This is a genomic window from Pseudorhodoferax sp. Leaf267 (assembly GCF_001422405.1).
Classification (GTDB): Bacteria; Pseudomonadota; Gammaproteobacteria; order Burkholderiales; family Burkholderiaceae_C; genus Pseudorhodoferax.
In genome coordinates, this window is record NZ_LMMV01000012.1 from 102,829 (window position 1) to 127,196 (window position 24,368).

Consider the following 24,368-nt stretch of genomic DNA (forward strand, 5'->3'; position numbering starts at 1 on the left):
NTGGGCATGCAGGTGCTGGCCGAGGGCGTGGAGACCGAGGCCCAGGCCGCCGCGCTGCGCCAGCTGGGCTGCAACGAGGTGCAGGGCTATCTGTACGGCAGGCCCATGCCGTTCGATGAGTTCGGCGCCTGGCTGGCCACGAACGGGGCCGTGTGATGCGGGGGCACTGCACACGCCGGCGCGCCTGCGCGGCGCTCGTGGTGGCCGGGCTGGGCCTGGCGGGCTGCGGCCGCACGGCGCCGATCCGCATCGGCTTTCTCGCCGAGCTGACGGGCCGCACGGCGCGCTTCGGCGAGGACGGACGCAACGGCGTGATGCTGGCCGTGGAGCAGCGCAACCTGGCCGGCGGCGTGGCCGGGCGCCAGCTCGAACTGGTGGTGCAGGACCACGGCGCGCAGCTGGCGCAGGCCCTGCAGGCCCTGCAGGCGCTGCAGGGCGCGGGCGTGCAGGCCGTGATCGGCCCGTTCTCCAGCGATGTCGCGGTGCAGCTGCTGCCGCAGGCCGACGCCGCCCGGCTGCTGCTGCTGAGCCCCGTGGTCACGGCGGTGTCGCTGGCGGGCAAGGACGACCACCTCGTCCGGTTGAACCGCTCCACGCGCGAGAACGCGCGCGACCTGGCGCAGCTGTTGCACCAGCGCGGCCAGCGCCGGCTGAGCCTGGCGACCGACCTGCGCAACCGCGCCTACCACGTGGCCTGGCGTGACGACTTCCACGCCGCATTCACGGCCCTGGGCGGCGTGGTCGCGGCCGACGCCGAGTTCGGGCAGGGCGGTGCCGTCTCCTACGACGAGGTGATGCGTGCCATGCTGGCCGGTCGGCCCGATGGACTGGTCGCCATCTGCGCCAGCGTGGACGCCGCGCTGATCGCACAGCAGGCCTTCAAGCACCGGGCCGTGCTGCCCATGGCCACGCTGACCGCCAGCGACGCCCTGCTGGAACTGGGCGGCGAGGCCATCGAGGGCATCGTGGTGGTCCAGTCGCACGACCGGGCCAGCACGGCACCGGCCTACCTGGCCTTCCACCAGGCCTACGAGGCGCGCTTCGGCCGCGAGCCCAGCTACAGCGCCGTGGCCTCGTACGACGCGGTGACGGTGCTGGCGCAGGCCCTGGCCCAGGCCGGGCGCGACGAGCCGCTGCGCGACGCGGTGCTGCGCCTGCAGCCCTACCCGGGCCTGCAGCAGCCGATCCGTTTCGACCGCTTCGGCGACAGCTCTCGGGCAGCGCACTTCAGCACCGTGCGCAATGGGCGTTTCGAGCCGCTGTGATGCGTGCGGCCGGTGGGTGGGGTGTGTGGTCCTTGCGCAGCCATCTGTCGGCGCTGCTGCTGGTCAGCATGCTGCTGATGCTGTGCGTGGTCGGCAGCACCGTGCTGGCCTACCGCATCCCGCGGATCGAGCGCGAGGCCCAGGCCAGCCTGCAGCGCGAGGTGGCCGAGACCGGCGCGCGCGTGGAGCTGCTGCTGAGCGCGCAGCAGGAGCGGCTGGCGCTGCTGGCGGCGCTGCTCGACACCACGCCCGCGTCGCGCGCCGATGCGGTGCTGGACAAGGCCGTGCGCCATGGCGACCCGATGCGGGCCGTGTACTGGGTCTCGCCGCAGGGCCGCATCGTGGCGGCGGGCCTGCCCGACGGCGGGCCGGCCCGGCGCGCCAGCCTGCTGGGCAGCGACCTGTCGGCCAACGGGCTGTTCCGTGCGGCGTCCGCCGGCGCCGGCGCGGCCTGGAGCGGCCGCTACCAGTCGGTGCTGGCCGGCGACGTCCTGGCCGGCGTCGCGCGGCGCGACCGACGCGGCGGCGTGCTGATCGCCGAGGTGCCGCTCGACCTGCTGCTGCAGACGGTCGAGGTGGCGGCGGGCGCCGGCGCCGCGTCGGTCTGGGTCGTCGACCGCAACGGCGAGATCATTGCCGACACGGACGACGGGCGCGACGTGGGCAAGTTCAACATCCGCAGCTGGCCGCTGATGCAGGCGCTGCTGCGCGGGCGCGAGATCGACGGGCGCCAGCACTTCCAGGGCGCGGACTTCCGTGTGGCCTCGGTGCATTCCGCGGCGCTGGACTGGTACTTCGTCGGCCATGTGCCGCTGGGCCTGGCCAACCCCGAGGTGCGCGGCATGGTGCTGGCCGTGCTGGCCTCGATCGCCGGCTGCCTGGCCATCGGCCTGCTGATCGCGCCGGCCTGGGCGCGCACCATGGCGCGGCCGCTGCAGGGCATCGTCGCCCGGGCCGCGCAGACCATGGGCGGTGCGGCATCGGTGCAGGCCTGGCCGCGCGGGCGCGTGGCGGAGTTCAACCACCTGTCGGACAAGCTGACCGAGATGGCCCAGGCCCTGCACGAGCGCGAGCAGAGGTTCTCGGACATCTTCAATGCCTCGCCGGTGCCGATGGCGGTCAGCGACCTGCGCAACGCGTCGCGGCTGCTCTATGCCAACGACGCCTGGTGCAGCACGCTGATGCACCGGCGCGAGGACGCGCTGGGCCGCACCGGCCTGGAACTGGGCCTGTTCAGCGAAGCACAGCGCGATGCGTTGCGCCGCCAGGCCCAGCACGGCGACATGAAGATCGAGTTCGCGATGCGGCGCGGCGACGGCGCGCTGCTGCAGACGCAGACCTTCGGCCGCCGTGTGGCCGTGGGCGGGGAGGACTGGCTGATCTGGGCCAACGTCGACATCGGCCCGCTGCGCCGCGTCGAGCAGGCCCAGCGCGAGCTGAACCAGCAGCTCGAAGCCCGCGTGCGCCAGCGCACGGACGCGCTGGCCGCGGCCCACGACGCCCTGTCGGCCACCGTGGCGCAGCTGCGCGCGGCGCAGGACGAACTCGTGCGCTCGGAGAAGATGGCCGCGCTGGGCCAGCTCGTGGCCGGCGTGGCGCACGAGCTCAACACGCCGCTGGGCAATGGCGTGATGGCCGTCAGCGCCATGGCCGATGCCACGCGCCGGTTCCAGTCGGCGATGCAGGCCGGACTCAAGCGCACCGACCTGCGCGCGCTGGTGGACGGCGTGCAGCAGGGCGTGGACATCGCCGGGCGCAACCTGCACCGCGCGGCCGACCTGGTGCACAGCTTCAAGCAGGTGGCGGTGGACCAGACCAGCGCGCAGCGGCGCCGCTTCGCGCTGGGCGAGGTGGTGCACGAGATGGTGGTGAGCCTGCAGCCCAGCTTTGCGCGCAAGCCCTGGCGCATCGACGTGGACGTGCCGGCCACCGGCCTGCAGATGGACAGCTACCCCGGCGCGCTGGGCCAGGCCGTCGGCAACCTGATCCAGAACGCCGTGCTGCACGGCTTCGACGGGCGCGCGCATGGCACGGTGCGCATCACGGCCGGGCCGGCGCAAGAGGGCTGGGTCTGGCTGCGCGTGGCCGACGACGGGCGCGGCATCGCGGCAGAGCACATCGGGCGCATCTTCGAGCCCTTCATGACGACCAGGATGGGCCGCGGCGGCACCGGCCTGGGCCTGCACATCAGCTACAACGCCGTGGTCGACCTGCTGGGCGGCACGCTGACGGTGCACAGCACCGAGGGCCAGGGCGCCACGTTCGAGATGCGGCTGCCCCGGCTCGCACCCCTGACCGCGCCCGCCGTGGCGCCCGGCGCCGCATGACGCCGGGGGCCTGGCGCCTGCGCAGCCACCTGGCGGCCCTGCTGCTGGCCACCATGGGGCTGAACGTCGCCGTCATCGTCGTCACGGGCCTGCTGTGGCGGCTGCCCCAGCTCGAACGCGACAGCCAGCGCCAGGTGCGCCTGCACACGCATGACGTGGCCGCGCGGCTGGAGCTGCTGCTGGGCGCGCGCCAATCGCAGCTGGCCCTGCTGGCCGACGCGCTGCCAGGCGATGACGCGGCGCGCGACGGCGCGCTGCTGCAGGACCAGGTCGATGCGGTGGCCGATGCGGGCCGGGCCTTCCAGGCGCTGTACCTGCTGTCGCCAGCCGGCCAGGTGCGCGCACTCGGCCTGCCGCAGCCGGACCAGGGGCTGGCCGGGCGCGACCTGTCGGGCAGCGCGCTGGTGCGCGCCGTGCAGGCTGGCGGCCCGCTGGCCTGGAGCGCCGACCACCCGGCGCTGCAGTCCGGCGCCGCCACCTTGGGCCTGGCGCATCGGCGGGCAGACGGCCAGGTGCTGATCGGCGAGCTGCCCGAGGGCTTTGCCCAGGCGCTGCTGCATTCCGTGCCCGGCGACCCCGCCGCCGAGGTCTGGGTCGTGGACGCGGCCGGCACCGTGCTGGCCGATGCCGCGCAGGGCCGCTGGGTCGGCCAGGTGCTGGCGGCCGACGCACCGCTGTTGCATCCCGTGCGCGACGGCGGCGTGGCCCCCGGCGAGATCGTGGTCGACGGGCGTCGCTACTGGGCCGCCGCGGTGCCCGCCGCGCCGCTAGGCTGGTTCGTCATCGGGCGCACGCCGGCCGGCCTGCGCCACCCCGCGGTGCGCGAGCTGCTGCCCCATGCCGCCTCGGTGCTGGCAGCCTGCCTGCTCATGGGCATCGGCATCGCGTGGCTCTGGGCGCGCGGCATGGGCCGGCCGCTGCACGACATCCTGGCGCGTGCGGCACGCACCACGGCCGGCGCGGCGGGCGGGCGGCGCTGGCCGCGCGGCAGCGTGCGCGAGTTCAACGCCGTGTCGCGCGACCTGGAGGGCATGGCCGCGGCGCTGCAGGAGCGCGAGCAGAAGTTCCACGCGATCTTCAACGCGCTGCCGGTGCCCATGGTCGTGACCGACGCAGACCGCGAAGGGCGGGCCGTGCATGTCAACGATGCCTGGTGCAGCGCCTTGGGCTACCGGCGCGAGGACGTGCTGCAGCGCACGGGTGTGGAGATGGGCCTGTTCACGTCGCAGCAGCACGAGTGCATGCTGGCCGAACTGCGCGAGGACGGCGCCGCCTTCGAATTCGAGATGCGGCGCAGCGATGGCCAGGCCATGCAGTTGCGCTGCTCGGCCCGGCGCGTGCGCCTGCCCGGTGCGCACTGGTGGATCCTGGCCAGCGTGGACGTGACGCCGCTGCGCGCGATCGAGCGCGAGCTGCGCGAGCTCAACCAGCAGCTGGAGCAGCGCGTGGCGCGGCGCACGCAGGCCCTGACCGAGGCCAACGCGCACCTGGCGGGCAAGGTGGAGCAGCTGCGCCTGGCGCAGAACGAGCTGGTGCAGTCGGAAAAGCTGGCGGCGCTGGGCGCGCTGGTTGCCGGCGTGGCGCACGAGCTCAACACGCCGCTGGGCAACGGCGTGATGGCCGTCAGCGCCATGGCCGACGCGGCGCAGCGCTTTCGCGGCGCGGTGCAGGGCGGCGTGCGCCGGGCCGACCTGCGCCAGCTCATCGACAGCATGCAGCAGGGCATCGACATCGCGCAGCGCAACCTGCGCCGCGCCGCCGACCTGGTGCACAGCTTCAAGCAGGTGGCGGCGGACCAGACCACCTCCCGGCGCCGCCGGTTCGAGCTGGCCGAGGTGGTGCACGAGATGGTCGTGAGCCTGCGCCCGAGCTTCAGCCGCACGCCCTACCGCATCGAGACCGACGTGCCCGAGACCGGCCTGCTGCTGGACAGCTACCCCGGCGCGCTGGGCCAGACCATTGCCAACCTGATCCAGAACGCCGTGCTGCACGGCTTCGACGGGCGCGACCACGGCACGGTGCGCGTGTCGGCCGGCGCGGGCGCGGACGGCCAGGTCTGGCTGCGCGTGGCCGACGACGGCCGTGGCATCGCGCCCGAGCACATCGGCCGCATCTTCGAGCCCTTCATGACGACCAAGATGGGCCGTGGCGGCACCGGCCTGGGCCTGCACATCAGCTACAACGCCGTGGTCAACGTGCTGGGCGGCACCCTGACCGTGCACAGCGTGCCCGGCGAGAGCAGCTGCTTCATGCTGCGCCTGCCGAGCGAGGCGCCGCAGTCCGGCCTGGGGCCGCTGGAGCGTGGTGAATGAGTACGGCCCGGTTGTCCAAAGGCGCTCGCACCGCAGGGCAGGCCGGCCGCCCCTTGAACGTGCATATCTGGGGCCTGGCGAACCATGTGCGCGGGCTGCTGCTGGTGGCCATGCTGTCGAGCTTCGCGCTGGCCTGCGGCGCGCTGGTGTTGCACCGGATCCCGCTGATCGAGCAGCAGGACCGCGCGGCGCTGCAGCGCGAGGTCGACGCCATGGGCGAGCGCCTGGCGCTGCAGCAGCAGGCCGTGCAGGGCCGGGTCGGGCAACTGGCGCGGCTGCTGGCGCGCGTGCCGGCCGAGGCGGCGGACGGCTGGCTCGATGCGCGCGTCGACGACGACGCGCTGCTGCTGGCGCTGTACCACCTCGGGCCGGACGATCGCGTGCAGGCGCTGGGCCTGCCGCCGGCCTTGCGCGCCGGGCGCGACGCCTGGCGCGGCCGCGACCTGGCGCGTAGCCCCCTGCTGCAGGCGCTGGCTGCCGGCGCCGGCCTGGCCTGGGACGGGCGCCACCCGTCGCCCATCACCGGCGAGCCGCGCGTGGCCCTGGCCTTGCGCGACGCGCAGGGCGGGGTGCTGGTGGCCGAGATGCAGGCCGGTGCGCTGGTGCGGGGCGCAGCGCTGGCGGGGGGCACAGACGCCTCGCCGGCCTGGGTCGTCGACCCGGCCGGCGAGCTGCTGGTCGACACGCGCCCCGGCGCCGCCCCGCCGCCGCGGGACCTGTCCGCCTGGCGCGCAGCGGCCCGTGCGGCGCAGAGGGGCGCCGCGCCCTCGCTGCGCATGGACGGCCAGCGCTGGCAGGCGGCGATGGCCGAGTCCGCCACGCTGGGCTGGACCATCGTCGGCCGCGTGCCGGCCGGGCTGGACAACCTGCAGGTGCGCCGGCTGGTGGTCTACAACGGCCTGGCGCTGCTGGCCAGCCTGCTGGCCGGCCTGGCCCTGGCCTCCTGGTGGGCGTGGCGCATGGCCCGGCCGCTGCATGACACCGTGGCCCGGGCGCGCCGCGCCATGGCCGGCGACCTGCCGCTGCCGGCAGCCCGGCGCAGCAGCGTGGTCGAGTTCAACCAGCTGGCCCATGCGCTGGAGACCATGGCGCTGGCCCTGCACGCGCGCGAACTGCAGTGGAAAAGCATCTTCCACGCAGCGCCGCTGGCGATGGGCCTGAGCTACACGCGGCAGGGCATGCGCCTGCTGGACGTGAACGAGGCCTGGTGCCGCGAATACGGCTTCACGGCCGAGCAGGCGATCGGCCGCAGCCCTGTGCAGTTGGGCATGTTCGCCCAGCCGCCCACGCCCGAGGCAATGGACCGCGTCATCGCGGCCGGCCCCACGCGCACCCGGCTGCGCCTGCGGCGCCGCGACGGCCAGGAGCTGCAGGTCGTCATGTTCGGCCCGCATCCGGTGCCGGGCGCCGAACGCGAGGTGATCTGGGCCTCGATGGACATCGGCCCGCTGCGCCAGGCCGAGCAGACCGTGCGCGACCTGAACCAGCAGCTCGAGCAGCGCGTGGCCCAGCGCACCGAGGCGCTGGCGGCCTCCAACGCGGCGCTGGCGCGCACCGCGGAGCAGCTGCACCGCGCGCAGGACGAGCTCGTGCGGGCCGAGAAGATGGCCGGCCTGGGCGCACTGGTGGCCGGCATCGCGCACGAGCTGCACACGCCGCTGGGCAACGGCCTGCTGGCGGTCGGCAGCCTGGCCGGCGTGCTGGAGCGCTTCGCGCAGGCCACCGCGGCCGGGCTGCGCCGCGCCGACCTGCAGGACCTGCTGGCGGGCCTGGAGCAGGGCACGGAGATCGCCGTGCGCAGCCTGCGCCGCGCGGCCGACCTGGTGCAGAACTTCAAGCAGGTGGCGGTGGACCAGACCAGCGCGCAGCGGCGCCGCTTCGAGCTGCACGACCTGGTGCGCGACATGGCGGCCAGCCTGCGCCCGGGCCTGGCCGGCACGCCCTACACCATCGAGGTGGACGTGCCGGCGACCGGGCTGCAGCTGGACAGCTACCCCGGCGCGCTGGGCCAGGCGCTGGGCCAGCTGGTGCACAACGCGGTGCAGCACGGCTTCGACGGGCGCGACCACGGCTGCGTGCGGATCACGGGCGGGCCAGGTGCGCCGGGCCAGGTCTGGCTGCGCGTGGCCGACGATGGCCGCGGCATCGCGGCTGGCCGGCTGGCCCGCATCTTCGAGCCCTTCATCGGCGGCGCGCCCGGCCGCAACGGCACCGGCCTGGGCCTGTACGCCAGCGCCAACGCCGTGGCGACGCTGCTGGGCGGCAGCCTCACGGCCGACAGCACCGAGGGCCAGGGCAGCTGCTTCGAGCTGCGGCTGCCGACCGAGGCGCCGCACGCCGAGCCACCGACATGAACCGCCCCGGCCACACCGTCTGGCGCCTGCGCACCCATCTGTCGGCCCTGCTGGTCGTGGCCCTGCTGCTGAGCTTCGCCCTGGTGCTGGCCGGCCTGCTGGCCTACCGCGTGCCGCGCATCGAGGAGGAGAGCCGGCAGGCGCTGCTGCACGAGGTCGGCGAGATGCGCACGCGCGTGGAGCTGCAGGTGCTGCGCTACAGCAGCCGGCTGGCCCTGCTGGAGGACCTGGTCGACGACGGCCCGCCCGACCTGGCCCAGGCGACGCTGGACGCCGGCGTGGGCGACGGCAGCGTGTTGCGGGCGCTCTACCGCGCCTCGTCGCGGGGCCGCATCACGGCCGTGGGCCTGCCGCCCGCGCGGCAGGCGCAGCGCAGGGACCTGCTGGGCAACGACCTGTCGGGCAACCGCCTGTTCCGCGCGGTGACGACGGCCAGCAGCGGCGTGGCCTGGAGCGCCATGTACGCGTCGGTGCTGGACGGCGAGCCATCGGTGGCGCTGGCCCGGCGCGACGCGCATGGCGATGTGCTGGTGGCCGAATTGCCGGTGCAGGCGCTGCTGAGCGCGGTGCAGCTGGCCGCCGGGGCGAATGCCTCCGCCATCTGGGTGGTGGACCGCCATGGCGCGCTGCTGGCCGACACGCGCGGCGGGAAGGACATCGGCAGGCTGCATTTGCGGGACGGGCCGCTGATGCAGAGCCTGCGGCAAGGCGGCGGCGACGTGGAGCGCTTGCGGCTCGGCGACGCACGGTTCCGCGCGACGGTGTCGCATGCGCCGACGCTGGACTGGTTCTTCATCGGCCGCGTGCCCGTGGGCCTGGAGAACCCGGCGGTGCGCGACCTCGTGCTGCTTGCGGTCGCCGCGCTGGCCGGGGCGATGGGCATCGGCCTGCTCGTGGCGCCGGTCTGGGCCCAGCGGCTGGCGCGGCCTTTGCACTGCATCATCGAGCGCGCCGGCCGCAGCACCAGTGGCCAGGGCGCGGGCCTGCCGTGGCCGCGCGGTGCGGTGGCCGAGTTCAACCGGCTGTCGGGCGACCTGGAGGCCATGACCGGGCAGCTGCTCGCGCGCGAGCAGAAGTCGCAGGCCGTGTTCCACGCGGCACCCGTGCCCATGGTCGTGGCCGACGTGGACGACGACTACCGCCTGCTGGACGTGAACGAGGCCTGGTGCCGCGAGTTCCAGTACCGGCGCAGGAAGGTGCTGGGCCGCACCACGGCGGACATCGACCTGTGGGTGGACCGCAAAGCCCGGGTCGCGCTGCGCCAGAACGCCGAGCAGGGTCGCGTCATCGGCGATGCCCGGCTGCGTCGCCGCGACGGCACGGTGGTGCTGGTGCAACTGCACGGCCGCCTGGCCGTGCTGCACAGCGCGCGCTGGCTGATCTGGGCTGCCATCGACGTGGGGCCGCTGCGCCGCATCGAGCAGGACCTGCGCGAGCTGAACCAGCAGCTCGAGGCCCGTGTCGCCCAGCGCACCCAGGCCCTGGCCGCCTCCAACGACGCGCTGTCGCAGACCGTGGCGCAGCTGCGTGCCGCGCAGAACGAGCTGGTGCGCGCCGAGAAGATGGCCGCGTTGGGCAGCCTGGTGGCCGGCGTGGCGCACGAGCTGAACACGCCCCTGGGCAACGGCGTCATGGCCGTCAGCGCGGTGGCCGACGCCATGCGCGACTTCGGCGCGGCGACCCGGGCCGGCGTCACGCGCGCAGAGCTGCAGCGCCTGGTCGACAGCCTTGAGCAGGGCCTGGACATCGCCGGTCGCAACCTGCGCCGGGCGGCCGATCTGGTGCACAGCTTCAAGCAGGTGGCGGTGGACCAGACCAGCGCGCAGCGGCGCAGCTTCGAGCTGGGCGAAGTGGTGCGCGAGATCGTGGTCAGCCTGCGGCCGAGCTTCAGCCGCACGCCCTACCGCGTGGAGCTGGCCGTCCCCGAGGCAGGGCTGCGGCTGGACAGCTACCCGGGCGCGCTGGGCCAGGCCATCGCCAACCTGGTGCAGAACGCGGTGCTGCATGGCTTTGACGGCCGCGACCACGGCACGGTGACGCTGTCGGGCTGGCGCGACCCGGCCGACGGCCGCATCGTGCTGCGCGTGGCCGACGACGGGCGCGGCATCCCGGCGGCCGTGCTGCCGCGCATCTTCGACCCCTTCATGACCACGCGCATGGGCCGCGGCGGCACCGGGCTGGGCCTGCACATCAGCTACAACGCCGTGGCCAACCTGCTGGGCGGCACGCTGACCGTGCACAGCCAGGAGGGCCACGGCGCGGCGTTCGAGCTGCGCCTGCCGCCGCAGGCGCCGCGCGCCGAGGGCGCGGACGCAGCCGTGGCGGGTGGCGGACCAAACACGGTCTAATAGCGGGCTCACGCGACCGCGGCCGGGCACCAGCACGGCGCTGCGCGCATGTTGCAAACGCAAGGAGAAACGATATGGGCGCGCAATGGAAAGCCAAGGGCAAGGAGCTGGCGGCCAACGCCAAGGGCCGTTTGTTCAGCAAGCTGGCCAAGGACATCATGCTGGCGGCACGCAACGGTGCCGATCCCGCGAGCAACGCCAAGCTGCGGCTGGTGGTCGAGGCCGCGCGCAAGGTCTCCATGCCCAAGGACACGCTGGACCGCGCCATCAAGAAGGGCGCGGGCCTGACCGGCGAGGCCGTGCACTTCGAGCATGTGATCTACGAAGGCTTTGCGCCGCACCGCGTGCCGGTGATGGTGGAATGCCTGACGGACAACGTGAACCGCACGGCGCCCGAGATGCGCGTGCTGTTCCGCAAGGGGCACCTGGGCACATCGGGCTCGGTGTCCTGGGATTTCGACCATCTCGGCATGGTGGAGGCCGAGCCCGCCGCCAAGGATGCCGACCCCGAGCTGGCTGCGATCGAGGCCGGCGCGCAGGATTTCGAGCCCGGCCATGAAGAGGGCACGACGCTGTTCCTGACCGACCCGGCCGACCTGGACATCGTGAGCCGCGCACTGCCGGCCCAGGGCTTCACGGTGCTGTCGGCCAAGCTGGGCTACAAGGCCAAGAACCCGATCGCGCCGGACAGCCTGTCGGCCGCGGAGCTGGAAGAGGTGGAGGCCTTCCTGGCCGCCATCGACGCGAACGACGATGTGCAGAACCTGTTCGTGGGGCTGGGCAGCTAACAGCGGGGAATGGGCAGCGCGGGCAGCATGCGCTGCCACAGGCCGGTCCACACCGGCCAGTCGTGGCCGCCCGGCGCCGTGAACACCTGCTTGGCCGGCAAGGCGGGGCGCAGCTGCTCGGCGTTGTAGAAGAAGCGGTCGTCCAGGCCGTAGCCCAGCCACAGCGGCGGGGCCGAGGGGCCCGCCGTCTGCTGCTGCAGCCAGCGCCACAGGCCGGCGTCCAGGTCCTGCGCGAGCGGGGCGGGTGGGGCGCGCCAGGCGGCCAGCCCGCCCGCGTTCGCGATGTCCTTGGCAACGAGGTGCGTGCCCAGGTAGGGCGCCAGCACCACCAGCCCATCGACCTCGCCGGGCCGCGCCTCGGCGTACAGCATGGCGCCCAGGCCGCCGATCGAGATGCCGGCCAGCCAGACCTGCCGGTAGCCCTGGGCGCGCGCGGGCGCGACCACGTCGGCCTGCAGCCGGTCGACGATGCTGCGCTGGTGGTAGTAGCCCACGTGGGCATCGACCAGCAGCAGGTCGGCCGCGAGCCGTTGGGCGCGGACCGCGTCGATGAAGCCCTCGCGCTCGAATTCCTCGGGCAGCGAGTACGAGCCCGGCAGCAGCACCAGCAAGGTGTCGGCCCGGGCAGTGCACTGGGAAGGCATGGCGATGCTGCGCAGCGGCACGGTCGCCGGGCGCCAGGCCGCGCAGCCGGTCAGGAACAGCGCGCTGGCCAGCAGGGCGGCGGCCGGCTTCACGTGGTGACCTGCCGGGCCTGCAGGTCGGCGATCTCGGCCTGGCCATAGCCCAGCTCGCGCAACAGCGCGGCGCTGTGCTCGCCCGCGGTGGGCGGCTGCAGCCGGATGCCCAGGCGCTCGCCGTCCAACGTGAGCGGCAGCAGCGGCACGCGGGCCTCGCTGCCGTCGTTCATGCGCACCGGCGCGAGGCCACCGCTCTGGTTCAGGTGCGGGTCGTCGAACAGCTCCTGCGGCCTGGTGATCGGCGCGAAGGGCAACTCGTTCGCCTCGAACACGGCGGCCAGTTCGGCGGCCGTGCGCTCGGCCAGGTGCGAGCGCAGCATGGGCATCATCCACTCGCGCGCGCGCACGCGGTCGTTGTTGGTCTTGAGCCGCGGGTCGCTCAGCATCTCCTGCAGGCCGAAGGCGTTGCAGAAGATGGCCCACTGCTTGTCGCTCACGGCGGCCAGGAAGATCTGCTCGCCGTCCTTGACCGTGAACACGTCGTACACGCCCCAGGCCGAGATGCGGCTGGGCATGGGGTCGGCCGCGCGGCCCGTGGCGGCGAACTGCATCATGTGCTGCGCGACCAGGAACACGTTGTTCTCGAACAGCGCGGACTGCACCTCGCAGCCCTCGCCGGTCTGCTCGCGCTGGCGCAGCGCGGCCATGGCGCCGATGGCGCCGAACATGCCGCCCATGATGTCGTTCACGCTGGTGCCCGCGCGCAGCGGGTCGCCGGTGCGGCCGGTCATGTAGGCCAGGCCGCCCATCATCTGCACCACCTCGTCCAGCGCCGTGCGCTCCTCGTAGGGGCCGGGCAGAAAGCCCTTGTGGCTCACGTAGATGGCGCGCGGGTTGAGCTTGCGAATGCTGGCGTAGTCCAGCCCCAGCTTGGCCATGGTGCCGGGCTTGAAGTTCTCGCTCACGATGTCGGCCGTGGCCACCAGGCGCAGCGCGGCCTCGCGGCCCTCGGGCTGCTTCAGGTCCAGCGTGATGCTCTTCTTGTTGCGGTTGAAGGTGGGGAAGAAGCCCGCCCCCGAGCCCAGCAGCCGGCGCGTGCTGTCGCCCTCGATGGGCTCGACCTTGATGACCTCGGCGCCCAGGTCGCCCAGCAGCAGGCCGCAAGTGGGGCCCATGACCATGTGGGTGAATTCGACGACGCGGATGCCAGCGTAGGGCAGGGGTTTGTGTTGTTCAGACATGGCGTGTTGCTGGGGTAAAGCCTTTCGGCAGGCCGGCTTCCGGCGTCATGCCGTAGACCGGCTCGCCGGGCAGGCCGGCGATCAGGGGTGCGCGGGCCGCGATGAGTTGCTGGAGATCGATGCCGGTGCCGATGCCGCTGGCCTCGAACATGAAGACCAGGTCTTCCGTGACCACGTTGCCCGAGGCACCGGGCGCATACGGGCAGCCGCCCAGGCCGCCGAGCGAGGCGTCGAAGGTGCGCACGCCTTCCTCATAGGCCGCCAGGCAGTTGGCCAGGCCCAGGCCGCGCGTGTTGTGCATGTGGGCCGCGCCGGCATGCTCGCCCAGCTCGGCACGCAGCCGGCGGAACAATCGGCGCACCTGGGCCGGGTTGGCGTAGCCCACGGTGTCGGACAGGCCGGATTCGTCGGCACCGGCCTGCACGCACTGCACGGCCAGGGCGATGACCTCGTCCTCGGGCACCAGGCCCTGCAGCGTGCAGCCGAAGGCCGTGGAGATGCCGGCTTCGAGCTTCACGTGGGGTGCCCGTTCGCGGCACAACTCGGAAATGGCGCGCACCTCCTCGACCATCTCTTCGCGCGTCTTGCGCACGTTGGCCAGCGAGTGCGCGGCGCTGGCCGAGACGGGCATGGTCAGCTTGTGCACGCCGGCTGCGAGCGCGGCCTCGGCGCCGCGCCGGTTGGGCACCAGCGCCATCACGGTGAGGCCGGGCAGCGTGATCGCGTGGCGCACGACCTCGGCCGCGTCGGCCATCTGCGGCAGCAGTTTGGCGGGAACGAAGGAGGCGACCTCGATCTCGCGCACGCCGGCTGCGTGCAGCGCGTCGATCCAGCGCAGCTTGTCGGCCGTGGGCATCGTGGACTTGACCGATTGCAGGCCGTCGCGCGGGCCGACCTCGCTGATCAGCACGTCGGCAGTGGGGGTAGGTGTCATGGAGTGGAGGGTGTGGCGAACACGAGTGTGGCGCAGGTGCCGCCCAGGCGCGTGGAAGTGTCCAGCGACAGCGTGGCGCCATGGCGCTCGGCGATGGCGCGCGCGATCGGCAGGCCCAGGCCGCTGCCGGGGGCGGCGGCGTCGGCGCTGCGGTAGAAGCGTTCGAAGACGCGTTCGCGCTCGGCAGGCGCGATGCCGGGGCCGCTGTCATGCACCTCGATGCGGCCTGGGGCCAGCACCAGGTCGACGCGGCCCTGTTCGGGGCTGTACTTGAGCGCGTTGTCGAGCAGGTTGCGCAGCAGGATCAACAGGGCGTCGGCATCGCCGCGCGCCGGGGGCAGGTGGGCTTCATCGCCCACGATGTCCAGCCCCAGGTCGATGCCGCGCTCGCCGGCCTGGGGCAGCGCATCGGTGATGGCTTGGCGCGCGAGCGGCGCCAGCGCCAGGGGCGGGAGCAGGCCGGCCGGGGCCTCGGCCTGCTGGCGCGCCAGCACCAGCAGTTGCTGCATGAGCCGGATCGCGCGGTCGATGCCCTGCTGGAGCCGGCCCACGGCCACGGCGCGCGCGGCCTCGTCGCCGGCGCGTTCCAGCGCCTGCACCTGCAACTTGAGCGCGGTGAGCGGCGAGCGCAGCTCGTGTGCGGCGTTCGAGACGAAGGACTTCTGCGCCGTGAAGGCCTGGTCCAGCCGGCCGAACAGCAGGTTGATCTCGTCCACGAGCGGGCGCACCTCGTCGGGCAGGCCTTCGCCGGCCAGTGGCGCCAGGTCGTCGGCCGCGCGCAGTGCGACTTCGGCGCGCGCGCGTTCGAGCGGCGCCAGCGAACGGCTGATGCCCCACCAGGCCAGCAGCATCAAGATCGGCGCGATCACGGCCATGGGCAGCGTGGCGCGCAGCGCCAGCGCACGCGCGCGGGCCTGGCGCGCGTCCAGGTTCTGCGCGATCTGGATGGTCTGGAAGGGGGTCTGCACCGCGTAGACGCGGTAGTGCACGCCGCGCATCAGCGCATCGGAAAAGCCCAGCACCGCGCGCGGTGGCAGCGGCACGGGCGCGGAGCGGAACAGCTGCACGCCGTCCGGCCCCCAGATCTGGATCTGGTATTCCTCGCTGCCGTTGGACTCCAGCGAGGGCGGCGCCAGCGGCAGGCCGCCGCGCAGCGCGTGGGCCATCTGCTGCAGGTGGTAGTCGAACATCTCGTCGGCCTGCTGCACGGCGCTGCGCCAGGCCGTCATGGCCTGGATCGCGGCGGCCAGCACGATGGCGGTCATGATGAAGCCGAGCAGGCGCCTTCTGAGCGAGTGTGGCTGGCTCATGGCTTGGGCATCAGATAACCCAGGCCGCGCACGTTCTGGATCACGCCGGCGCCGAGCTTCTTGCGCAGCCCGTGGATGTAGACCTCGATGGCATTGCTGCTGATGTCGTCCTTCCAGCTGTAGAGCTTTTCCTCGAGCTGCGCGCGCGACAGCACCACGCCGGGGCGGCTCATGAGCGCCTCCAGCACGGCCCATTCGCGCGCCGACAGACTGACCGGCTGGCCGTCCTTGCTCGCCTCGTGCGTGACCGGGTTCAGCTCCAGCCCCTCGTAGCGCACGACCGGGTCGGCCCGGCCCGCGCTGCGCCGGATCAGCGCGCGGATGCGGGCCAGCAGCTCGTCGAGTTCATAGGGTTTGAGCACGTAGTCGTCGGCGCCGGCGTCCAGCCCGGCCACGCGCTGCGCCAGCGCGTCGCGCGCGGTGACGATGAGCACGGGCACCTTGTCGTGCCGCGCACGCAGGGCGCGCAGCACGTCCAGCCCATCGCGCCGCGGCAGGCCCAGGTCCAGGAGCACCAGGTCGTAGCGCTCCGTGCGCAGGGCCTGGTCGGCCATCTCGCCATCGCGCACCCAGTCCACGGCGAAGCGCTCGGCGCGCAGCACGTCGAGCACCGTCTCGCCGATCATGGTGTCGTCTTCGACCAGCAGCAATCGCATGCCGGTCATTATGGAAGTGGTGTCGCGGCACCGGCTGAAGCCGGGCTTAAGAGTCCGCCAAGGTTCGGCGAGCGCGAAGGGCCGGCAGCGGTACGTTTCAGGCACCGAGGGCATGATCTTTTGTCCACGAGACGGACGGCTTGACGCTTGATTTTGTATCAAAATAGCTGCAAGTTTCGGCTGGACCCAGGACCAGGCGGCGGGCTTGCATGGGTGAGCCGCCCGGTGTTCGCAGGAGGCTTTCGGATGCGTCATGACGCGACACGCGCGGACAGGCTGCCCTGGCTTGGCTGGGCAGCCGGTGGTGGACTGGCCGCGGCCCGGCATGGCCGCCCCCCATGAGGCGCGACCTGCTGTCCTGGCTTCGCGAAACCCGCATCGCCACCCGGCTGGCGTTGATGCTGGCCTGCATCGCCGTGGTGATGGTGAGCGCAGTGGCGTTCGGCGCCAAGAAGCTTCAGGACACCACGCTGCTGTTGACGCAGCTGGAGCAGCGCGAGTGGCGCGTCAGCGTGCTGGCCGGCAACTGGGCCGGGCTGGCCGAGGCCTTGTCGGTGCGGGTGTCGGCCAGCATGCGCCTGCCCGACGGGCCGCTGCGCGAGAACCTGTTGGCCGACACGGTGGCCGCAGAGGGCACCATTGCCACGCTGATCAGCACGCTGGAGGGCCTGGTGCACGACCCGCAGGTGATGCTGCACGTCGAGCAGGCCAAGGCGGCCAGCATCCGCTTTCGTGCCGTGCACCGCAAGCTGGAGGACCTCAAGCGCGTCGGCGAGTTCCTGGCCATCGACACGCTGTTGAACGGCGACTTCGAGAGCGCGCGGGGCGACTACATGATCGCCATCGACCGCCTGCGCACCGGTGCGGCCCTGCGCTCGCAGCAGGCCACGGCGCGCGCCAGCGAAGACACCCAGCGTGCCGCGCTGATCGCGGTGGCCTGGGTGGCGCTGTCCATCGTGGTGGCCACGCTGTCGGCCATCTGGCTGGCACGCTCGATCACCGAGCCGCTGCGGCGCCTGGCCGAGCAGGCCCGTGCCATGGCCCAGGGCGACCTGTCCGGCACGCTGGACCGGGCCTCGGGCGGCGAGACGGGCGAGGTGGAGCAGGCGCTGCACGGCATGCGCACCTCGCTGCGCGCGGTGGTCGAGCAGGTGCGCTCGTCCACCGAGATCGCCACCCAGGCCACGGTCAGCGCCGTGGGCAAGTCGCATGCGTTCGACACCGCGGCCACGCCGCACAACGCGCTGGCCGGCGCTGGCGACGTGGGCGCCATGGCGCGCGCCGTGCGCCAGCTGCAGCACTCGGCCCAGGTCATGGCCGACGTGAGCTGGGTCAAGGCCGGCGCGGCGGAAATGGCGCGCCAGCTGCAGGTGATCGAGGATGAGGCGGAGTTCGCGGCCACCTTCCTGGGGGCGCTGGTGCCGGCCTTCGGCGCCCAGGTCGCGGCGCTGTACGTGCGCGACCGCGGCGCCGACATCTACCGGCTCATGGGCGGTTATGGCCTGCCGGCCTGCGACGGCACGCCGCCGGCCTTTGCCGTGGGCGAGGGCCTGGTCGGCCAGTGCGCGCGCGAAGGGCGCGTGCTGGTGGTGGACGCCGTGCCGGTGCCGGCCCTGCGCGTGCGCTCCGGCCTCGTGGACGGCCCACCCGCCCATCTGCGGCTGGTGCCGCTGGCCGGGCGCGACGGACGCTGCCTGGCGGTGCTGGAACTGGCCAGCCTGGTGCCGCCGAGCCCGCGTGCGCTGGCGCTGGTGGAGGAGGTGCTGCCGGTGGCATCGATGAACCTGGACATTCTGGCCCGCAACGCCCACACGCGCCGCCTGCTGGACGAGACCACGCAGCAAAGCCAGGTGCTGCAGCAGCAGGCCCAGGCGCTGGAGCAGGCGCGTGCCCATGCCGAGGACGCGACGGCCGCCAAGAGCATGTTCCTGGCCAACATGAGCCACGAGATCCGCACGCCGATGAACGCCATCATCGGCATGTCCTACCTGTGCCTGAAGACCGAGCTGCAGGCGCGCCAGCGCGACTATGTCGAGAAGATCCACGGCGCGGGCACCTCGCTGCTGGGCATCATCAACGACATTCTGGACTTCTCCAAGATCGAGGCCAACAAGCTCAGCCTGGAGACGGTGGACTTCCGGCTCGACGAGGTGCTGGGCCAGATCGCCACGCTGCTGGCCCAGCGCGCCGAGGAGAAGGGCCTGGAGCTGCTGGTGCGCATCGCGCCGGACACGCCGCTGGGCCTGCGCGGCGACCCGCTGCGCCTGTCGCAGGTGCTCACCAACCTGATCAGCAATGCCATCAAGTTCACCGAGCGCGGGCAAGTCAAGGTCGACGTGGCCGTCGTGGCGCGCGAGGGCGAGCGCCTGCAGTTGCAGCTGGCGGTGAAGGACACGGGCATCGGCATGTCGCCCGAGCAGCTCGGCCGCCTGTTCGAGGCCTTCAGCCAGGCCGACGGCTCGACCACGCGCCGTTTCGGCGGCACGGGGCTGGGGCTGGCGATCGCCAGGCGCCTGGCCGAGCTGATGGGTGGCCAGCTCACCGTGGCCTCCACGGTCGGCGCCGGCACCGAGTTCAAGGCCACGGTGTGGGTGGCTCCGGGCGCTGCCCGGGCGGCGCCGGCCCTGCTGTCGGACGTGGCCGGGCTGCGTGTGCTGGTCATCGACGACAACCCGGACGCCGGGCTGATCCTGCACGAGCGGTTGCAGGACATGGGCATGCGGACCGAGACGGTTGGCGACGGCGCCACCGGGCTGGAGCGCCTGCGGCACGCTGAGGCCGCAGGCGATCCCTTCGCCATCGTCTTCGTCGACTGGCAGATGCCGGGCATGGACGGCATCGAGACGCTGCGCCGCCTGCGCACGCAGACGGCGCTGGTGCCGCGCATCGTCATGGTGACGGCGTTCAACCTGGAGGCCCTGCGCCCGCAAGCGCAGGAGGTGGGCGCCACGGCGTTGCTGTCCAAGCCGATCAACCCCTCGCAGCTCTGGGACACCCTGGTCGGCCTGGTGCGTGAGGAACCGGCGCGCAGCGCGCCGGCCGCCGGCCCGGCGCCCATGCCCATGCCCGTGCCCGTGCCCAGCCAGTTCACCGGCCTGCGCGTGCTGCTGGCCGAAGACAACGAGATCAACCAGCAGATCGCCGTCGAACTGGTGCAGTGCGTGGGCGCGCAGATCGAGGTGGCCGGCAACGGCCGCATCGCGCTGGACCGGCTGCTGGCCTGCGCGGACCCGGTGCCCTTCGACCTCGTGCTGATGGACCTGCAGATGCCGGAGATGGACGGCCACCAGGCCACGGCCGCGCTGCGCCGGCAGCCGCGCTTCGACCGGCTCCCCATCATCGCCATGACGGCGCACGCCATGCTGGAAGAGCGCGAGCGTTGCCTGCGTGCGGGCATGAACGATGTGATCACCAAGCCGGTCGACCCGGACGACCTGTACCGCACGCTGGCGCGCTGGTGGCCGGCGCCCGGTGCGCAGCGGCCGCTGGACGGGGCCGCGCCCGCGCAGGCCGGCGCGGCGGTGCTCGACGTGGACACCGGCCTGCGCCGCGTGAACCGCAACCGCGGCCTGTACGAGCGCACGCTGCGCCAGTTCCTCATGCGCTACGAGAACTTTGCAGACGACTTCGCGCGCACGCTGGCGGACGCGCCGGCCACTGCGCTGCGGGCCGCGCACACCCTCAAGGGCCTGGCCGGAACGGTCGGCGCCCTGCAGCTCGCCGACGCGGCAGAGCGGCTGGAGACCTGCCTGCCAGCGCATGCCGCCGACCTGGCGGTGCAAGCGCGTCTCGGCGAAGTCGGCCAGGCGTTGGCGCTGGCGCGCGCAGCGATCCGCGAAGCTTTGCCTGCATTGGCGAGCGCCGATGCCGATGCGGGCCCGCCGCGCGCCGCCACCCCGCCCGCCGCCGACATGCAGGCCACGCAGGACATGCGCGGGCGTCTGCGCATGCTGCTGGAGGCATCGGACCCGGAAGCCCTGAGCGTGCTGGAGCAGCATGGATCGGCGCTGCGCGTCGCGCTGGGCGCCCCCTATGCGGAACTCGTCCAGCTGGTGCAGGACTACGAATTCGAGGCCGCACTGGCCCTGTTGGCCCACGACGGCGTGGCGCTGCAGGCCGGTGCGGCCTGACAGGGGTGGCCAGCGTCAGCGCCGCTTGGCGCGCCGTTCCTCGGCCAGGATGTCGGCCAGCTCCGGGTCGGCGGCGTCGACGCAGCCCGCGCCGGCCATGGTCCAATCCTGGCCGTTGAAACGCGCCATGGGCCCGCTGTAGCTGGCGTTGTGGCGCTTGCCCTTGCCGATGTAGTAGGGGCGGCACAGCATGTCGCTCTCAAACTTGTCCACGCGGCGGAACGCGGCGTTGATGTTCGCGCGGTCCAGTTGGTCCGGCGGCAGCTTCAGCATGGCCTCGGTGGCCAGCCGCGCGGCCAGGTAGCCGCTTTGCGAGAAGGCGTTGCGGGCGATCGTCTTGGGCGCGTAGCGGTCCAGCACCTGCGTCCAGTTGCGCATGTCGGGGCCGTCGTGGTCCAGCGGGCGGAACTCCAGGTTGGCGTGGAAGGCGTCCTTCCAGTACGGGCCCAGCGCGCGTGCCACGTCCATGTTGTAGGCCGGCGCGGAGGATGCGAAGCGGATGCTGCGGCCCAGGTCCATGGCCTGGGCGGCCGCCATCATCGGCAGCAGGTGCGCCTTGTCCAGGTTCATCACGATCACGTCGGGCTTGCGGCTCACCGTCTTTTCCAGCACCTCGCGGGCGCTGAAGCCGCCGAGTTTGACCGTCACCACCTCGACCTCGATGCCCTGCTTGCGGCCCCAGTCCTGCACGCCCGAGCAGGCCCAGTCGCGCAGGCCGGGGATGTCGGGAATGATGCAGGCCATGCGCCTGGTCGGCCCCAGCCCGGCGGCGAACTGCCCGGCGATGGTCGCCGAGATCCGTGGCCCGGTGTTCAGCGGGGCGTAGGAGGACGAATGAAAGCACGTGCGCTCCACGCCGGCACCGCCGATCACCACGATGCCGGCATCGGCGTAGCGCTGCACGTTGGCCTGGCACTCGACGAAGCTGGAGCTGCCCACCATGGCCACGACCTGGCGCTGGTCCAGCAGCTGGGTGGCTGCGCTGGCAGCGATCTTGGGGTTCCACTGGTCGTCCATCACGATGTACTGCACCGGCCGGCCATGGATGCCGCCGTTGTCGTTGACGCACTGGAAGTACGCCGCCGCGGCCGTGCCGGCAATGCTGAAGTCGTCCGGGCCGGTCTTGCCGACGATGCTGCCGATGGGCAGCGGCGTACCGGTGGCGGGCTTGCCGGTGTTGGCGCCGCAGTCCAGGGCGTGGGCGCTCGGGCACAGGGCGGCCAGGGCCAGGGTGAGCGCGGCGGCGGCGCGTGGTGGACGGATGCGAAGGACCATGGGGTGACCTTTCGATGCGTTGGCTGACGTTGCGGCGACATGCTCGGGTGGCGGCACTCCTGGCTCAACCAGTCCTGGCCGGCAGGCGAGGCGTTGGCACGCGGCGGCCGGCCGCCGCATGCCAGCGCGGCTCAGGTGGGCGCGCGGCGCTGGCGCACTGCGTCGGCCAGCTGGCGCAGCACCGGCTCGGTTTGCGCCCAGCCGATGCAGGCGTCGGTGACCGAGACCCCGTAGCGCAGCGGCACGCCGGGCTGCAGGTCCTGCCGGCCTTCTTCCAGGTGGCTCTCGATCATGATGCCGGTGATGCGCCGGTCGCCGCCCGCGATGCGGCGCGCCACGTCTTCGGCCACGACGATCTGGCGCGCATGCTGCTTGGACGAATTGGCGTGCGAGCAGTCGACCATGAGCTGCTCGCGCAACCCGGCCTTCTTGAGCACGGCGCAGGCTGCGTCCACGTGCTCGGCGTCGTAGTTCGGGCCCTTGCTGCCGCCGCGCAGGATGGCGTGGCAGTCGGGGTTGCCGCGCGTCTCGAAGATGGCGGCCTGGCCCATCTTGGTCATGCCCATGAAGGCATGCGGCGCGCGCGCGGCCAGCATCGCGTCGGCCGCGATCTGCACGCCGCCGTCGGTGCCGTTCTTGAAGCCGATCGGGCAGCTGGAGCCCGATGCCAGTTGCCGGTGGCTCTGGCTCTCGGTGGTGCGCGCACCGATGGCGCCCCAGGCGATCAGGTCGGCGATGTACTGCGGGCTCAACAGGTCCAGGAACTCGTTGCCGCAGGGCAGGCCCAGCGCGCCCACGTCCAGCAGCAGCTCGCGCGCCTTGCGCAGCCCTTCGTTGATGCGGAAGCTGCCGTCCAGCCGCGGGTCGTTGATGTAGCCCTTCCAGCCCACTGTGGTGCGCGGCTTCTCGAAGTACACGCGCATGACCAGCAGCAGTTCCTTCTCGACCTTGGGCTGCAGCGCTTTCAGGTGCTGGGCATAGGCCATGGCCTGGCCGTGGTCGTGCACGGAGCAGGGGCCGGTCACCACGACGAGCCGGTCGTCGCGGCCGTGCAGGATATCGGCGATCTCGCGGCGGCTGCGCTCGACCAGGTCTTGCACGCCGGGCGGCACCGGCAGCTCGTCCAGCAGCAGGGCCGGCGAGATCAGGGGGCGCACGGCGGAGATGCGCACGTCGTCGATGCGGGTCGTGTCCTGCGTGCTGTCGCGCGAACCGGCTTCCTGGTCGCGGGTGGGGTCGTCGATGCGGGTCATGGTGGTGTCCGGTGCGCGTGGGGTGTGGGTTGTACTCTGTTCGTCCAGGCCGCGCAATTCGTGGCCCGGCGTCAGCCCAGCCGCGCGCGGTGCCGCGCGATCTGCGCCTTGACCTGGGCCGGCGCCGTGCCGCCCAGCGTGTTGCGAGCGTCCAGCGAGCCGCGCAGGCTCATCACGTCGAATACGTCCTTTTCGATGGAGGCATGGAAGCCCTGCAGCACAGACAGCGGCAGCTCCGACAGGTCGCAGGCATGCGACTGCGCCGCCTTCACCGCATGCGCCACGGTCTCGTGCGCATCGCGGAACGGCAGGCCCTTCTTGACCAGGTAGTCGGCCAGGTCGGTGGCCGTGGCGTAGCCGCGCGCGGCGGCTTGCTCCATGGCGGCGGGAACGACGGTGATGCCGCCCACCATCTCGGCGAAGATGCGCAGCGTGTCCTTCAAGGTGTCCACCGTGTCGAACAGCGGCTCCTTGTCTTCCTGGTTGTCCTTGTTGTAGGCCAGGGGCTGGCCCTTCATCAGCGTGATCAGGCCCATCAGGTGGCCGACCACGCGGCCGGTCTTGCCGCGCGCGAGTTCGGGCACGTCAGGGTTCTTCTTCTGCGGCATGATCGACGAGCCGGTGGTGAAGCGGTCGGCGATTTTGATGAAGCCGAAGTTCTGGCTCATCCACAGGATCAGCTCTTCCGAGAAGCGGCTGATGTGCACCATGGCCAGGCTGGCCGCGGCGGTGAATTCGATCGCGAAGTCGCGGTCGCTCACGGCGTCCAGGCTGTTCTGGCAGACCTCGTCCATGCCCAGCGTCCTGGCCACGCGTTCGCGGTCCAGCGGGTAGCTGGTGCCGGCCAGCGCGGCGGCGCCCAGCGGTAGCCGGTTCACGCGGCGGCGCACGTCGGCCATGCGCTCGGCGTCGCGCGCGAACATCTCCACGTAGGCCAGCATGTGGTGGCCGAAGCTCACGGGCTGGGCCACCTGCAGGTGCGTGAAGCCGGGCAGGATCACGTCCACGTTCTGCTCGGCGATGTCGACCAGGGCCTTTTGCAGGTCGGTCAGCAGCCCGGCGATCAGGTCGATCTCGCCGCGCAGCCACAGGCGCACGTCGGTGGCCACCTGGTCGTTGCGGCTGCGGCCGGTGTGCAGGCGCTTGCCGGCGTCGCCCACCAGCTGCGTGAGCCGCGCCTCGATGTTCAGGTGCACGTCTTCCAGGTCGAGTTTCCACTCGAACTGGCCGGCCTCGATCTCGGCCGTGATCTGCGCCATGCCTTTCTGGATGGAGGCGAGGTCTTCGGCCGAGATGACCTTCTGCGCGGCCAGCATGTCGGCATGTGCCAGGCTGCCGGCGATGTCGGCCTGCCACAGGCGCTTGTCGAAGAACACGCTGGAGGTGTAGCGCTTGACCAGGTCGCTCATGGGCTCGGAGAACAGCGCCGACCAGGCTTGGGATTTCTTGTCGAATTGGTTGTGTGACATGGGAAGCGGCCCGTGGACAGGGAGAT

The 24,368-nt window shown here is 72.4% G+C and carries 15 protein-coding genes and 1 pseudogene; 8 read left to right on the top strand and 8 right to left on the bottom strand.

Features of this window, described 5'->3' with window-relative positions; translation table 11 throughout:
* Window position 1 precedes the first annotated feature (1 nt).
* The 7 genes and pseudogenes from ASF43_RS32275 to ASF43_RS12410 all read left to right on the top strand — a co-directional run.
* Window positions 2-156 (top strand): annotated as a pseudogene (locus tag ASF43_RS32275) (EAL domain-containing protein); the annotation flags it as partial.
* Window positions 156-1,265 (top strand): ABC transporter substrate-binding protein, encoded by a 1,110-nt coding sequence (locus tag ASF43_RS12385; protein WP_056181164.1) that lies wholly within the window; start codon window positions 156-158, stop codon window positions 1,263-1,265. The pseudogene ASF43_RS32275 and the gene ASF43_RS12385, both read left to right, overlap by 1 nt.
* Window positions 1,265-3,592 carry an ATP-binding protein gene (locus tag ASF43_RS12390; RefSeq protein ID WP_082497817.1) on the top strand — a complete coding sequence of 776 codons (2,328 nt, stop codon included), beginning with the start codon at window positions 1,265-1,267 and terminating at the stop codon, window positions 3,590-3,592. Before ASF43_RS12385 ends, ASF43_RS12390 begins: the two co-directional genes overlap by 1 nt.
* Complete coding sequence (locus tag ASF43_RS12395; RefSeq protein ID WP_056181170.1) at window positions 3,589-5,904, top strand: ATP-binding protein; 2,316 nt, start codon at window positions 3,589-3,591, stop codon at window positions 5,902-5,904. Before ASF43_RS12390 ends, ASF43_RS12395 begins: the two co-directional genes overlap by 4 nt.
* Complete coding sequence (locus ASF43_RS12400; RefSeq protein ID WP_082497818.1) at window positions 5,901-8,258, top strand: ATP-binding protein; 2,358 nt, start codon at window positions 5,901-5,903, stop codon at window positions 8,256-8,258. The genes ASF43_RS12395 and ASF43_RS12400 overlap by 4 nt, the downstream gene beginning before the upstream one ends.
* A complete protein-coding gene (locus tag ASF43_RS12405) occupies window positions 8,255-10,606 on the top strand; it encodes an ATP-binding protein (protein ID WP_056181176.1) in 2,352 nt (783 codons plus the stop codon). The genes ASF43_RS12400 and ASF43_RS12405 overlap by 4 nt, the downstream gene beginning before the upstream one ends.
* A 74-nt stretch (window positions 10,607-10,680) precedes the next feature.
* The gene (locus tag ASF43_RS12410; RefSeq protein WP_056181178.1) at window positions 10,681-11,394 is read left to right on the top strand and encodes a YebC/PmpR family DNA-binding transcriptional regulator; all 714 of its coding nucleotides are present in this window, start codon (window positions 10,681-10,683) and stop codon (window positions 11,392-11,394) included.
* On the opposite strand, the gene ASF43_RS12415 is transcribed toward ASF43_RS12410, so the two are convergent.
* From ASF43_RS12415 to ASF43_RS12435, 5 genes are read right to left on the bottom strand one after another with little or no spacing between them, the layout of a single operon-like run.
* On the bottom strand, window positions 11,391-12,131 hold the full coding sequence (locus ASF43_RS12415; protein WP_056181184.1) for an alpha/beta fold hydrolase: 741 nt from the start codon (window positions 12,129-12,131) through the stop codon (window positions 11,391-11,393). The two genes, ASF43_RS12410 and ASF43_RS12415, sit on opposite strands and share 4 nt — an antisense overlap.
* Window positions 12,128-13,315 carry a CaiB/BaiF CoA-transferase family protein gene (locus tag ASF43_RS12420; RefSeq protein ID WP_056181187.1) on the bottom strand — a complete coding sequence of 396 codons (1,188 nt, stop codon included), beginning with the start codon at window positions 13,313-13,315 and terminating at the stop codon, window positions 12,128-12,130. The genes ASF43_RS12415 and ASF43_RS12420 overlap by 4 nt, the downstream gene beginning before the upstream one ends.
* Window positions 13,308-14,249, bottom strand: a complete 942-nt coding sequence (locus ASF43_RS12425) for a hydroxymethylglutaryl-CoA lyase (protein WP_056181189.1) — start codon at window positions 14,247-14,249, stop codon at window positions 13,308-13,310. The genes ASF43_RS12420 and ASF43_RS12425 overlap by 8 nt, the downstream gene beginning before the upstream one ends.
* Window positions 14,246-15,559, bottom strand: a complete 1,314-nt coding sequence (locus ASF43_RS12430; protein ID WP_056181193.1) for an ATP-binding protein — start codon at window positions 15,557-15,559, stop codon at window positions 14,246-14,248. The genes ASF43_RS12425 and ASF43_RS12430 overlap by 4 nt, the downstream gene beginning before the upstream one ends.
* On the bottom strand, window positions 15,556-16,215 hold the full coding sequence (locus tag ASF43_RS12435) for a response regulator transcription factor (RefSeq protein ID WP_056183337.1): 660 nt from the start codon (window positions 16,213-16,215) through the stop codon (window positions 15,556-15,558). Before ASF43_RS12435 ends, ASF43_RS12430 begins: the two co-directional genes overlap by 4 nt.
* 338 nt (window positions 16,216-16,553) lie before the next feature.
* On the opposite strand from ASF43_RS12435, the gene ASF43_RS12440 reads away from it, so the two are divergent.
* Window positions 16,554-20,345, top strand: coding sequence for a response regulator (locus ASF43_RS12440; RefSeq protein WP_056181197.1), 3,792 nt, complete (start codon window positions 16,554-16,556; stop codon window positions 20,343-20,345).
* Window positions 20,346-20,360: 15 nt separating this feature from the next.
* Here ASF43_RS12440 and ASF43_RS12445 read toward each other — a convergent pair whose 3' ends face one another.
* From ASF43_RS12445 to argH, 3 genes are all read right to left on the bottom strand, one after another.
* On the bottom strand, window positions 20,361-21,620 hold the full coding sequence (locus tag ASF43_RS12445; protein WP_056181200.1) for an ABC transporter substrate-binding protein: 1,260 nt from the start codon (window positions 21,618-21,620) through the stop codon (window positions 20,361-20,363).
* A gap of 131 nt (window positions 21,621-21,751) precedes the next feature.
* Entirely contained in the window at window positions 21,752-22,873 is a 1,122-nt protein-coding gene (locus ASF43_RS12450) for a 3-deoxy-7-phosphoheptulonate synthase (RefSeq protein ID WP_056181203.1), read from the bottom strand.
* A gap of 71 nt (window positions 22,874-22,944) precedes the next feature.
* Window positions 22,945-24,342 (bottom strand): argininosuccinate lyase, encoded by a 1,398-nt coding sequence (argH, locus tag ASF43_RS12455; protein ID WP_056181206.1) that lies wholly within the window; start codon window positions 24,340-24,342, stop codon window positions 22,945-22,947.
* Between the last annotated feature and the right edge of the window lie 26 nt (window positions 24,343-24,368).